At 48.5% G+C, this 13,665-nt stretch carries 11 protein-coding genes; 6 read left to right on the top strand and 5 right to left on the bottom strand.

Annotated elements, in window-relative coordinates:
• Window positions 1-5: 5 nt before the first annotated feature.
• Together ASG85_RS08230 and ASG85_RS08225 are read left to right on the top strand one after the other, a co-directional pair.
• Entirely contained in the window at window positions 6-3,137 is a 3,132-nt protein-coding gene (locus ASG85_RS08230; protein WP_060645896.1) for an alpha-mannosidase, read from the top strand.
• Window positions 3,138-3,813: 676 nt separating this feature from the next.
• Window positions 3,814-4,842: an LLM class flavin-dependent oxidoreductase gene (locus tag ASG85_RS08225; protein WP_057304200.1), complete on the top strand. Its 1,029-nt coding sequence runs from the start codon at window positions 3,814-3,816 to the stop codon at window positions 4,840-4,842.
• An 8-nt stretch (window positions 4,843-4,850) separates the two neighbouring features.
• On the opposite strand, the gene ASG85_RS08220 is transcribed toward ASG85_RS08225, so the two are convergent.
• The gene (locus tag ASG85_RS08220) at window positions 4,851-5,159 is read right to left on the bottom strand and encodes a hypothetical protein (RefSeq protein WP_060645895.1); all 309 of its coding nucleotides are present in this window, start codon (window positions 5,157-5,159) and stop codon (window positions 4,851-4,853) included.
• A 76-nt stretch (window positions 5,160-5,235) separates the two neighbouring features.
• Between ASG85_RS08220 and infC the strand changes: the two genes are divergently transcribed.
• Window positions 5,236-5,721 (top strand): translation initiation factor IF-3, encoded by a 486-nt coding sequence (gene infC / locus ASG85_RS08215; RefSeq protein WP_060645894.1) that lies wholly within the window; start codon window positions 5,236-5,238, stop codon window positions 5,719-5,721.
• 114 nt (window positions 5,722-5,835) lie between these two features.
• Here infC and ASG85_RS08210 read toward each other — a convergent pair whose 3' ends face one another.
• A complete protein-coding gene (locus ASG85_RS08210) occupies window positions 5,836-6,411 on the bottom strand; it encodes a C39 family peptidase (RefSeq protein WP_057304203.1) in 576 nt (191 codons plus the stop codon).
• 19 nt (window positions 6,412-6,430) lie between these two features.
• Between ASG85_RS08210 and ASG85_RS39035 the strand changes: the two genes are divergently transcribed.
• The 3 genes from ASG85_RS39035 (at window position 6,431) to ASG85_RS08200 (ending at window position 8,631) form a co-directional block, all read left to right on the top strand.
• Complete coding sequence (locus tag ASG85_RS39035; protein WP_235550091.1) at window positions 6,431-6,661, top strand: hypothetical protein; 231 nt, start codon at window positions 6,431-6,433, stop codon at window positions 6,659-6,661.
• A 216-nt stretch (window positions 6,662-6,877) separates the two neighbouring features.
• Window positions 6,878-7,384, top strand: coding sequence for a hypothetical protein (locus tag ASG85_RS08205; RefSeq protein ID WP_060645893.1), 507 nt, complete (start codon window positions 6,878-6,880; stop codon window positions 7,382-7,384).
• Entirely contained in the window at window positions 7,381-8,631 is a 1,251-nt protein-coding gene (locus ASG85_RS08200; RefSeq protein WP_060645892.1) for a M48 family metallopeptidase, read from the top strand. The genes ASG85_RS08205 and ASG85_RS08200 overlap by 4 nt, the downstream gene beginning before the upstream one ends.
• Window positions 8,632-9,458: 827 nt before the next feature.
• Here ASG85_RS08200 and ASG85_RS08195 read toward each other — a convergent pair.
• The 3 genes from ASG85_RS08195 to ASG85_RS08185 all read right to left on the bottom strand — a co-directional run bounded on the left by ASG85_RS08195 (window position 9,459) and on the right by ASG85_RS08185 (window position 13,483).
• A complete protein-coding gene (locus tag ASG85_RS08195; RefSeq protein ID WP_060645891.1) occupies window positions 9,459-10,607 on the bottom strand; it encodes a conserved virulence factor C family protein in 1,149 nt (382 codons plus the stop codon).
• 91 nt (window positions 10,608-10,698) lie between these two features.
• A complete protein-coding gene (locus tag ASG85_RS08190) occupies window positions 10,699-11,286 on the bottom strand; it encodes a guanylate kinase (RefSeq protein WP_057304207.1) in 588 nt (195 codons plus the stop codon).
• A gap of 157 nt (window positions 11,287-11,443) precedes the next feature.
• Complete coding sequence (locus ASG85_RS08185) at window positions 11,444-13,483, bottom strand: DEAD/DEAH box helicase (protein WP_063860210.1); 2,040 nt, start codon at window positions 13,481-13,483, stop codon at window positions 11,444-11,446.
• Window positions 13,484-13,665 lie beyond the last annotated feature (182 nt).

Genomic DNA, 13,665 nt, shown 5'->3' with positions numbered 1-13,665 from the left:
TCGATATGTTTTTTACAGAATCGAAGCTGGGAGCGAGACTGCGCGAATTAAGCGAAACCCGGTATCGCGATGCGGTGCCTTTGGAGCGATTTTCAGCTACGGAAGACGAGGATGGAACGATTGGAGCAAGGCCGCCAGCCACAGAGCCTACATTTGAACTGAAGACTGGTGAGACTTGGAAAGGGCGCGACCGCTACGTGTGGCTATCGCGCACGATTGATATTCCAAAGGAATGGGCGGACAAAACCATATTGGGGCGCTTCGATTTCGGTGAAACGGGCGGAGGCAACAATGACGGATTCGAATCCTTATTATATTGGAACGGATCCCCTTTTCAAGGCGTTGATTCGAACCATCAAGAAGTATTTTTGCCAGAAGAAGCGGCAGGAACGAAGGGGCGGATGGATATCCGCCTGTGGTCAGGACTCGAAGGAGGCGGAAAACCGCGCGAGAAGAAGCATACGGTGAATCGCGCTGAAATCTGCTGGCTGGATGAGCGAGTTGACGATTTCTACTACACAGGACGCGCTGTGCTGGAAACAATCCGCAGTCTGGATGCTAACCATCCTGAACGCACGCAGTTAGTTAAAGCACTCGATCGTTCCTTTAGGCTAGTTGATTGGTCGAATCCACTTTCGGACGCTTACTATGAATCCGTTTATAGTTCCCGGGAACTGCTGCACAAGGAATTAAATCAGATGGAGAAGAAGCATCCAGTTACGGTTACTGCTATTGGGCATACCCATATTGATGTGGCTTGGTTGTGGAGACTTAAGCATACTCGGGAGAAATGTGCACGCTCGTTCTCAACCGTGCTGCGCCTAATGGAACGATTCCCGGACTATGTATTTTTGCAGACGCAGCCTCAACTATACGCCTATATCAAGCAAGATTATCCTGATATTTATGAGCAAATCCTTGAGCGTGTACGTGAAGGGCGATGGGAAGTTGGCGGAGGCATGTGGTTGGAAGCAGATTGCAACTTAACCTCCGGGGAATCACTGGTGAGACAATTTTTACACGGAACCCGATTCATACGTGAAGAATTCGGAGTGGAAAGCACCTATTTATGGCTTCCTGACGTATTCGGGTACAGCTGGGCGCTGCCGCAAATATTGCGGAAATCTGGTTTCGATACGTTCATGACGACTAAAATCAGCTGGAACCAGTTCAATCGTATGCCTCACGATACCTTCAAATGGCGGGGAATTGATGGCTCCGAAGTGTTGACACATTTCATTACCACACCTGGCGATTGGGAAGAGGCTAACTCGTTCTTCTATACGTACAACGGCGAGGTAACGCCGATGACGGTCAAAGGTACTTGGGATGCCTACCGAGATAAAGAAGTGAATCAAGAGCTTCTGCTTTCTTACGGTTATGGGGATGGCGGTGGCGGTGTCAATCGAGAGATGCTGGAGATGCGCCGTCGTTTGGAAGACATGCCTGGCCTGCCACAAGTGAAAACAGGGCGTGCAGACGAATACTTCGAGCGGTTACATGAAACAGTTGAAGCAACCGATCGTTATGTGCATACATGGGACGGTGAGCTGTATCTTGAATACCATCGCGGGACTTATACAAGCCAAGCCTACATCAAACGGATGAATCGTAAGCTGGAGCTTCTATATCGTGAAACAGAATATGTCAGCGCTTTGGCTGCTTTGTTGAAATCCGATTGGAGCGTTTATCCACAGGAGATGCTTAACAAGGGTTGGACCATTATATTGCGTAATCAATTCCATGATATTATTCCAGGTTCTTCGATTACAGAGGTCTACGAGGACAGTCGTGAGGAATATGCGGAAGCTATGTCTATAGGGACATCCGCGTGGAATGAAGCTGCAGCGCGAATTGGAACCCAACAGGAAAAAGGTGCGGTCACGGTTCTGAACAGTGCTTCATGGGAGCGCAGTGATCTTGTTGTCATTCCTGGGGAAAAAGCTGCGATTGGCAGCGTTTGGACAGATCGGGAAGGCCGCCAATTGAAATCGCAATACACGGATGGACGCTGGCTTGTCGACATGCCTCAGGTTCCGTCTTTAGGTATGACGACGATTCACTTTAATGATAAATCTCAAACAGATGCGGCTGAGGAGATGCCTTTCCAACTGGAAGGACGCTCGTTAAAAACGCCTCATTATGAAATCGAATGGAACGAATCCGGTCAATTGGTTCGCGTATTCGACCTAGATCATCACCGGAATGTGCTTACGGCAAACTCGCGAGGCAACGTTCTGCAGGTGTTTGAAGATAAGCCAATTGATTTCGACGCTTGGGATATCGATATTTTCTACCAAGAAAAAATGCGCGAAATCACCGATCTGGTATCAGTTGAGCTCATTGAAGAGGGACCCTTAGCAGCAACCGTTGCATTCAAATGGAACTTTGCGAAGTCTACGATCTCACAGTCGATGACTGTTTATGCAGGCAGCCGACGCATTGATTTCCGTACCCATATCGACTGGCAGGAACGTCAGCAGCTGTTGAAGGTTGCATTCCCGGTAGACGTGCGTTCTACGGAGGCTACTTACGATATCCAGTTCGGGAACGTCAAACGTCCAACGCATTGGAATACAAGCTGGGATTGGGCGCGTTTTGAATCTGTCGGGCACCAATGGGCGGACTTGTCTGAACGTGGATACGGCGTAAGCTTGCTTAATGATTGTAAGTATGGCTACGACATTAAGGATAACGTCATGCGTTTATCACTAATTAAATCTGCGATTCATCCGGACCCGACAGCTGATCTTGGTGAACATTCCTTTGTGTATGCTCTTCTCCCGCATGCGGGGGATTGGTATGCAGACGGCACGGTACAGGAAGCATGGGCGCTTAATAATCCGCTGACGAGTTACGTTGGCGTTCCAGCTCAAGGTACACTTTCCATGTTCGAATTCTCTGCTCCAAATGTGATGGCGGATGCGATCAAAAAAGCAGAGGACGGAGAGAGACTGGTGCTGCGGATCCATGAGTTTGCAGGAGTCCGAACACATGTGGATATCAAGAGTGATTTTAAAATTCGATCGCTGCAGGAATGTGATTTGATGGAGCGCCCAATCGGTGACGTGGAGACAGCCAATATTGAGCTGAAGCCTTATGAAATTAAAACATTTCTTGTTAGTCTTGAAGTTTAATTGTGAAGTCTAAATTCACACGTATTAATGAACCTAGCGGTGATTTTCCGCTAGGTTCTTCGTTTATTCGGGTATGCTTCCTCATAGCTGGTAGGCGCAACTCCCTGGTAGACACCAAAATTTCAATTTTAGAGTCATTCACAGCTTGGTGAAGGTAGATGAGCTAAGGAGGTTACCAATGTTATAATTTCTGCAACAATTCACATGCATAAAGGCTATTTTGCATGTTGAAGTTGCAGTTTGTACAACATTTTCACCACATTTGTTGCGAAATGGCTTTTATGGGGTAGAATTGTTGTAGATTATACAACAACGACGGGAAAGAGGCGAGATTTAGGCAGTAATTGTTGCACTTTCTGCAACATCATTCAACCGAGAATAGGGATTCATTCACCGGTAACCTCAGATTAGCCTATATCACAGATGGATTCAGATTTTATAACACGCAATTAAAGATAATAGATGCATCGATAAGTGTTGAAAAATTACTGTTTGGAAAAAAAGGACCTGCATAAAATTTTCCCGTAACCATACACTTTTAGTAAGTAAGAGGAAATGGTAAGTTAAAATTTCACAATCGGGGACAACGCCATTAGGGGTTTGTCCTTTTTCTTTTGTTGGTCGGACGTTGTATAATCAAGATCATCGGCAGATGACTCAGAAAGAAGGGATGACAATGCTGAAGCTAAGTATTCTTGACCAGTCACCGGTTTCATCCGGGTTTACACATAGCGAGGCGTTACAGCAAACAATTGGGTTGGCCCAGGTGGCCGACCGACTAGGCTACACCCGATTCTGGGTGTCGGAGCATCATAACTCGGCAGGCCTTGCGGGCTCCTCGCCAGAGGTGCTTCTCTCCACGCTGGCTGCCCGCACTAGCCGTATTCGGCTAGGCTCCGGCGGCGTGCTGCTGCCCCATTACAGCCCCTACAAGGTCGCTGAGAATTTCCGTATGCTCGAGGCGCTCTATCCGGGGCGCATCGACCTTGGCATCGGGCGTGCGCCCGGAGGCACGCCGCATACGGCCAAAGCGCTGCGAGGCATCAGCGCTGATATGTTCGAAGGACTTGAGCGTTTCCCAGCGCAAGTCACGGATCTACTCGGGTTCCTCGCCGACTCGGTGGAGCCCGGGCATGTGTTCGAGGGCATCCGCGCCACCCCTTTGGTGGACTCGATGCCCCAGGTGTGGCTGCTCGGCTCCACCGGGCAGAGCGGGGTGTATGCCTCGCAAGCAGGCGCAGCGTTCTGCTTCGCTCACTTCATCAACGGAGCGGGAGGACAGCATGCGGTGCGCAGCTACCGCAGCTCGTTCCGACCGTCCGCGCTGAATGTCGTACCGCAGGCGACGGTGTGCATCTATGTGCTGTGCGCTGAGACGCAGGCGGAGGCCGAGGGGCTTGCGGCTTCGATTGATTTGCGCATTCTGCAAACGGAAAAGGGCGAATTCACAGGAGTGAAATCGCCCGAAGAAGCGGCTGACTATGTGTACTCAGACTGGGATCTTACAAGGGTAAGGGACAATCGATCCCGTATGATTATTGGTGATCCGAACCAAGTAAGGGAGCAACTGCTGAACCTAGCCGAAAGCTACCAAGTCGATGAAGTGTTGGTCGTGACCGGCGGCTACAGCTTTGAGACGAGACTGCAGACGATTGAATTGTTGGCAGAAGCTTTTAAACTTGAGATGAGGCAGCATGCTTTTTAAGGAAACGATTAACGGTTTTGACTCGGCCGCTTATCGATTTCTTGCGTGACGATGAAGGCTAGCTCCTCGTTGCCGAATAGAGATAGTACGCCTAGCACAGTGTCATCAGGGACTTCACCGGCTTCTTCTTTGGGTACCGTTAAATCCAGGGCTTGCTGCAGAGCTTCGTTATTAGGTTGGTCTGGGTATGCGTTATGATAAAGCGCAGCAGGATCCAAATCATGGTTGATACACCATTGTGCAAAAACGAGGATCATCATATGCTCTTCACGTTTGTAATTCTCGATCATTTGCTCTTCTAATTGTTTATTATTCATAATTGGTTAGACATCTCCTTAAACAACCTCTTCCTGTTGATGGGTTCATTATAGCGAAAGATTAGGTGTAATCACAATGATTAAGAATGAGAAAATTAAAGTATCCGAGGTCCATGTTACGGGACTGCTTGGCGAAGATCTGGGCGTTATGTCCACGAAGGAAGCACTGCTGCTAGCGAAGCAGCTGAAAGTGGATTTAATCTGCACCTCGCTCATGAGCAGTCCACCTCCCTGTAAGCTCATTGGCGCTGGGCAAGCGAAGCAGGAAGCACTGCAGGAAAAGCAGCAAGCCCGCAAACGGGAGCAAGCGCCAAAAGTCAAGGAGCTCCGCTTAACGCCACACATCGAAGATCATGACCTAGAGACGAAGAGGCTGCAAGCAGAGCGCATTCTTCAGGGCGGTGACGCTGTGCTGCTGGTCGTGAAGATTTCAGGCAAAGAAGGCGCGAAAGCCAAAGAATTGCTTGAGACGCTAACCAAAGATTTGAGCTCGCATGGACGTAAGCACACAGGCATACAGCTTAGCGGTAAGCAAGCGGCTGTGCAATTGGATCCCTTATAAAAAAAGCATGGACTACTCGGGATAGACCGAGCAGTTCATGCTTTTTTACCATATAAGGAGGTTTCTCAAGGCGGACTATGTATAAATGCCACACAAAGCAAGAAAGGCCTATTGTTAGTTAACTGTAATCGCTTGAGACCCCATCTGCTCCCAGACTGTTTTGAAATCGGATATTGCATAGGATTCCTGTTTTCCGGTCATAGGATCGTTCATATAGGCATAATCATCGTCCCAGCCTGTTAAGAGTAAGGCATGCTCAGGTTGATACCACTCGACTAGCTGCCCCTCCTCATCCTGCCATTCCATCTCCAGATAAGGTGTATCCATATGTTCGGTTGCCCAGATCATGGCTGGTTTTCCTTGGACAATAGTCGTGAGCAAGTCTTCAAAGGCTATGCCTGACAAATCCTTAACTCGACCGGGTAACCATTGATCCAGCATGTCCGCGATTGGCTTATGATAAATACCATAACCTACCTCATAAGGGTTACCTACAAATACATCTTTGGGATTACTGCCAATAAATGCTCCGTCGTCATTCACATAGGGCAATTCGCCTAAGGGAAGTGCAGCAGCGACTTCCTCTTTGGATACTGGGACTCCGGCCCAGTTTAGCAGCATCGTGGCAACGACGGCTTCACATCCGTTCGGCAGCTCGGGCAGCTGCGATAGGGCAGGAATATTTTGCAATTGAAAATGATCCTTCTTATTGGGTTTGATGGATGGTGCAGGAGTAGGTATTGAAATTGATATTGGTTGTTCTGTACTAGCTAGATGTGGTTTAGTGACGGATATAGGTAAACCCTGCACCAAGGCAGGAGATGTAGGCATAGCGATTGCTAAACAAAAGATGCCGAATAACACTAAAAAACAACAAGTTACTTTCTTCATTTCCCACGTCCTATCTGGGTTATCTTCTCATTACAACATGGGAAAATAGAAAAATCAAATAAAAGGACCGACTATCTATTTCTTCAAAATGAAATGATCAAACCAATGCACATACAATGACAACTCTGCCGCATAGTCTAGGAGAGCGGATTATTGCCAAGGGTATTAATCAAAAGATGCTTTGCGTACGGGCTCGTGAGGTATAAGCTCATAGAATAGGGTAAAATGGGAGCAACGACTCGTTCAATGGATATAGGGGAGACATATGAATAAACACGAAGATCAGAAAAAGGCGATGGAACAAACCGCAATTGATATCTTTCTGGATTTATACAATGTGAATAATGAGGTTCACCTGCGTATGGTTCAGCAGCAAGAGAAGCCGGACGCGCTGCTTGAGGATGCCAGAAATAATCGAGTAGGGTTAGAAGTCACCCATCTGTTCTACGATACTGAGGAAGCACGGCTTATGCTGTCGCGTTCCGAGCTGACTAAGCCTAGTGCCGAAGGAATAGATACATTTATTCAGGTCATTAATGATCGCATTCAAAGCAAGGAACATAAATTAAAAGATTACTCACAGGATTATCCCTGCATGCTGCTTATTCGCAATCTATCCCTTTTGTTTGGGATGTCCGATATACTTGGTCGGAAGCGTAATCTGGTACTACCTCATGGCCATTTCACCCAGGTCTGGCTCCTGTCTAGAGATTTTACACCAGACTGGTTATTAATTAACTTGAACGAAGTTGGTCGCGGAGGTATGAAATGAAGCGTTTCTACATAGGACTTGTCGTAGCTTTTGGTGTATATGCGTTAACCTTGATCGTATACTTCTTAAAAGGGGACTTGTTCCACATCCCTTATGCACTAATTGGAACCATTGCAGACCCGCATACATTCATGACGACACAAGAAATTACGAAGGCTGAGTCCTTGTCACGCATACGGTCGCTAGCTTATTTTCTGAGCTCTCCATTGCAAATGGGGGTCTTGCTGGCGCTTCTCGGTGCTGCGGTAAGGTTTCGCCGTTTGGCCGAAAAGTTATTCCGAGCTTCCTTTCTGCAGATGGTTACTTTCGTGCTCTTCTTTACCTTGCTTATGGACGTGCTCTTCCTGCCGATTGATTATTTTCTGTTCAAAATCGATCAGGCTTATGGGTTATCGACGGAGACACTAGTCCTGTTCTGGAGTGATCATGGGAAAGATTTCCTCGTCGACGTCTTGGGTACGATCGTAATCGTATGGATTTTCAGAGGGGTGCTAAAATGGCGTCCTGACCGTTGGTGGCTCTGGTTCTGGCTGGTATCGATTCCGCTTATTTTGTTCGTCACTTTCATTCAGCCCGTTGTGCTTGATCCGCTGTATCACGATTTTCAACCGCTTCAAAATCAAGAGCTAAAGGCACAAATTCTCCAGCTTGCTGCGCAATCACAGATCCCTGCGGATCAAGTATATGAAGTCAATATGTCTGAGCGGACTCATACAATTAATGCCTATGTGAATGGCATTGGAGGGAACGCGCGCATCGTTCTTTGGGACACGATACTGAAGAAGCTGCAGCCTGATGAGATTTTGACCGTGATGGCTCACGAAATGGGACATTACGCCGAGCGGCATATCTATTTAGGGATTGCCTATGGGATCGTTCTGAGTTTTATCGGTTTCTGGCTTGCCTTTCATGCATATCGTTTGTTTATTCGGCGCTGGGGTTCAATTTGGGGAATACGAGGGGAAAACGATTTAGCGGCTCTGCCGATCTTGCTGCTTATTGTGACCATCATGAGTTTCGCCTCGGCGCCAGCGCAAAATGCGTTTTCAAGAGTCATCGAGCATCGTGCCGATGCCTATGCTATGAAAATGACTGGAGACGGGAGCGCCGCGATCCGCGCCTTTCAACACATTGCCAAAGAAAATCTCAGCCCCGTCACACAACCGAAGCTGGTTCAGTGGTTCCGCGGCTCGCATCCAACGATTTTGGAGCGAATTTTGTATTTTGAGCAGTTTGAGGCTAAATAAGCTCAGTTTTGTCTTCTTCTCCTTTCTTATATGAAAAAAGCACGGAAGGCAGCCAGAGTTTCTGGATACAGCTTCCGTGCTCTTTTTCGTGAATTCTTTAAATTTGCTCTTTTCCTACTGATCTTCCTACTCTTGCTTGGATATGTGTAATTTTGTGGATATGCATAAACATTCGATAAGTAACTATGTTTTCCTAGTTTTTAGTGTACTGGGTTGACCACCGCCATGCGGCGGCGCTATAATGCGTGCCCAGGATTCACGCACATTATTGAAGAAATAAGAATTCGATTTTAGAGTCAATCAGCTTTCGTTAGGGCAAATGGGCTACAGTGGTTACCAATGTTGTATTTCCTACAACAATTCCCACGACAAAAGGTTGTTTTGTAAGTTGAAGTTGCAGTTTGTACAACATTTTGAGCCCATTTGTTGCGAAATGGCCTGTATTGGACCAAATTGTTGTACTTGGTGCAACAACTAATGGAAAAGGCGAGATTTAGGTAGCAATTGTTGCACTTTTTACAACATCATTCAACCGCGAACATGGATTCATTCATTTATCAACCTCAATTGATCATAGTTTACGATTGATCTCGATCTAAGACACCTCAATGCAGAGCAAGATTAGTTGAATGAATCGACGGTCTCTTTACTACAACCATTTAGCTGTCTAATAGGCTATTTAGGTGCCTTTGGCTGGAATTATTGTACTTTTTATAACATTCGGTTGGAAAAGCCCATTAGCTTGCCTGAAGTTTAACAAAGTACAACTTTACACGGATAAGCGAATTTTCAGCATTAATGGGGGTTGGAACTATTACCACCGAATACTATTCGTTTCTACGTGTCATTTGCTGCCATACGGAGCCTTCGGCGGCGTGCCCGCCTTCGATTCGCTCGAGTGCGATTTTCACCTGCATGCGCACTTCGAATTCGGGGTCATCTACTGCCTGATGCAGGGCATCGAGCACAGTGTTGTCTCCAACTTCGTACAAGAAGCGCGCCGCGCGCCAGCGGACTAGCTTGTTGCGGTCTTTGAGCGCCTTCGCCATGGATGGTATGGCGGCAGGGTCTCCGATATCGGACAGCGTATCGCCTGCGGTCCGCCGAACGGAAGGCGTATCGTCCTCGAGGGCACGATACAGGAAGGGCAGTACCTCGGGTTCCTTGATATCCCCGAGGTAAACGGTCGCTAGTCGCCGAATCGACGTGTTCTCGTCCTGCAGGGCATGGACGAGAAGCGGCAGCGTCGTTAGCGACGGCTGGATCTTCTGAAGCGCGGCGTAGCGCAGCTTCCAGTCGCTGTGGCGCAGCTGCGCACTTGCTGCGATAGCATCTTCAACCTCCGCGGATTCCTCCGCGGGGGCTGTTTCTGAAGTCTCCCGCATCGCGAGGGAGACCAAGCTTTCGACGCGGGCGTCGTCGTAAGAAGCGTCCAGCTCCTGGACGACTTCGCCCGCGATGTCCCCGAGCTCGCCGTAGCGTACGCCGAGCTCCTCGAGCTTCCGCTCCTTAATCAGGTTCGGCGATGCCGTACCTGCGCGAACGGCCGCCTCAGTGAAACGCTGCGGCATTCCTACGCGCACTTCCTCTGCGCCAGCGCGTACCCTCACCTGGAGCGGGATGCCACGAAACATCTGCACGAGGACTTGTGCCTCACCGAATGCGGCTTCAGCCGTGGGCTGCTGTTCCGGAGGCAGGCCTCCGTCGGCAGATGGCTGCGCTTCGCCAAAAATCTCACGAGCTCTGGCCAGAATAAACTGCCAGTCCCCCTTAGAGGTACGGTCTACGGCAATGAAGTCCGCTGCGTGGAATACGCTAATCACGCCTTGGACAGCTAACAATTGCCCAATGTTATCAGGTGCTTGCTTGCTGTTTTCTTTTGTATAGGTTTTTCGCACACCAGTAGGAAGCGACTCATCCATATTGAGCTTCATCGAATTCGGGCTAGGTGTAGGTTCAATAGATATAATTTTCAAGTGGACAACTCCTTTTAAAAGGCATTGCAGCCGCATGTGAAAAGACCCGGACGAAGTTCCGTCCAGGCCTGTTATAGGCAGTTACTGCCGTTTAATCTAAATCAACTAAATTGCGATTTAAGTATTGATCCAACGTTTTCGTTAAATCAAACACGGTATGCGCTAAATCAACATTTTCAAACACATGATCACATTGGTCACGGAAAGCTAATTCATCTTCGTAATAAGAGAGATACTTCGAAATGACTTCTTCAGAGTCTCCGCTTTCTTTCATCCGTTGTTCAAGTTTATCCCGTCCGGCATGAATGAAGATAAGGACTACGTGATCTCCGTAAATCTTTTTGAGGGTTTCGGCGCCAAAGCGGTTCAAAATTAAATATATGCTTCCGCTAAGCTCAAACATGTGTTCAATATCTGCACTTTTGATGCCATACAAATGGTCATTAACTGTACTAACCTCAATGAATTCACCGGCAGCTTGCGCTTTGACAAACTCGGCGGGAGAGATAAAGTGATAATCTTGACCATCTTCTTCGGTAGCTTTCGGAGGTCTGGTGGTGTAAGAGATGACCTGCTTCATGCCGAGCGTAGAGCCTGACATTTCCGCGACCGTCTTACGACCAGCACCGTGAGGACCGGTGAATACAAAAATCATTTCCTTGTCCTTTAATGCGTACATGGAACATACCTCCTTAATGGGAATTGTGGGGGGTAAATCCTACGTGCGTGCAACGGTATGAAACGATTTTTGATGAGTAGGATCACTTGCAGCCGTATTTATATTTTACAACGTTCGCGTTATTCGGTAAAGCCTTGCGTAGAAAGCGCTTTTTTTCCTAGCGTTTTCCGCCGCGGCCGCCACCACGTGGTGCACTGCCGCGGGATCCGCCTGATTGCCCGCCGCGAGGCGAGCTGGATCTGTCGCCACGCGGCGCTCCGCCGCGTGCTCCGAAGCTATCACCGCGAGGTGCGCTGCCGCGTGCTCCACGCTCGGCACTGTCGCCGCGTCCGCGTGCCTGGCCGTTGCGTTCGCCGCCAGCTTGCCCGCCGCGAGGCGCACTCGGTCTGTCGCCACGCGGCGCTCCGCCACGAGCTCCAAAGCCTTCGCCACGCGGTGCTCCGCCGCGAGCCCCAAAGCCCTCACCGCGCGGTGCCGCTGCACCGCGAGCTCCGCGCTCCGCACTGTCACCACGGCCTTTGCCGCCGCGAATCGTGCGTGATGCGCTTGCAGCGTCGTCACGCCCCGTGCCGGCATACTTGTTATATGGCGAGTAAGACTTATCGCCATGAGGAGCAGAACGTCTGCGCTCCGTACCTTCAGCGCGAGGCGCTCGTTCAGCTGCGTCTCCGCCACTCCATGATCTAGTGACGCGTGCTTTAGCAGCATTCATGTTATCACCGCGACCTGGTCCTGCATTCGTTGCTGCTGGGCGTTCTTTATTCTCAGCGCGCCCCCATGTATTCGGATTGCGTTCCGAATTGACCTTCGCAGGACGTGGGCCAGTACGTGCACTTCCAGGTGCTGCCGAGCGCGAACCGAATTTATCGCCTCTAGAGGATGAACTTTTTGTTCCGTACTGAATGTTGTCTCGACCGCCACGGCTAGCTTCGCGAGCACCGGATCTTCCGCTGCGTCCGCTGCGCTGTTCCGTTGCGCCGTTTCTTTCATTACGGCCCCCGCGTGATTGACCGCCGCTGCTTCTGCGTGCGGAACCTCTGCCATCCGTATCAACATACTCCTCAGAGTTGGAACGGACACGTCTTTGCTGTTGTTCCGGACTTCTCAAAGACATACGAATCCCTTTTTCGATTAATTCAATGGTAGGCATATCTCGCTGCGTAGCAAAAGTCACAGCCACACCCGATTCCCCAGCACGGCCCGTTCGGCCAATACGGTGAATGTAGCTTTCCGCATCTTGCGGGACATCATAATTGAAAATATGGGTGACCCCTTCAACATCTAAGCCGCGAGCTGCGATATCCGTTGCAACCAAAAGTTCGATTCGTCCTTCTCTAAAACGCTTCATGACTTGTTCGCGCTTCGCTTGTGACAAATCACCGTGGAGCTCATCCGACATTAAACCGATTTCCTGCAAAACCTCATTGAGCGCAATAGCCTTTGCTTTCGTACGACAGAAAATCATAGCTAGATATGGCTTATATTCTTTAATGGCTGCTATCAAAGCATCTTGTTTGTCTCGATCTGTCGTTGGAACCAGGACTTGTTTAATTTCAGTTAAAGTCACTTGCTTACTTTGAATTTTAATTTCCTTAGCTTCTTTCATATAAGCTTTGGATAGGTTGACGACCTGCTCAGGCATAGTTGCAGAGAAGAGAAGCGTTTGACGATATGGAGATGTTTGGGCAATGATATCCTTCACTTCATGAAGGAAGCCCATGTGCAGCATTTGATCGGCTTCATCTAATACAAGTATTTTCAATTTATAGAAGTTGATAGAACCGCGGCGAAGGTGGTCGAGCAATCTTCCCGGTGTTCCTACTACTATATGTATGTTACCTTGTAGCTTTCTAAGCTGCTTTTCTACATCTTGCCCGCCATATGCAGCCAGAACCTTTGCTCCTGTAACAGGGACAAGGTTTTTCAGCTCATTGCTAATTTGAATAGCTAATTCACGTGTCGGTGTCAATATAAGTGCTTGGACATCTGGGCTTTCTACATCTATTGTTTCTAATATAGGAAGTACAAAGGCAAGGGTTTTACCAGTACCAGTTTGTGCTTGTGCGATAACATCTGTACCTTTTAATAAAACAGGAATCGCTTCTTTTTGAATGGGTGTCGGTTCTACGACTCCTCCAGATTGTAATACGTGAACAAGACTTTCTCTAATTCCTAATGAGGCAAATCCGTTTGACATGGTAAATTGGCCAGCTCCCTTTTTCTTGCTTAATATAGGGATCTTTGGTCATAACCAAAGTCTCTCCTATTTAAGGGACTTTGGTCTATAACCAAAGTCTCTCCTTGTTAAAGACGATTCCCTCATTGTACAGGAATGCCGGACAAATGAAAACAGGAGCCGACCAACAAGCAGTAATTACT

The organism is Paenibacillus sp. Soil724D2 (assembly GCF_001427935.1).
GTDB lineage: Bacteria > Bacillota > Bacilli > Paenibacillales > NBRC-103111 > Paenibacillus_E.
Note: the sequence above shows the minus strand (reverse complement) of the source record. Positions and strands in the feature narration are given on the sequence as shown.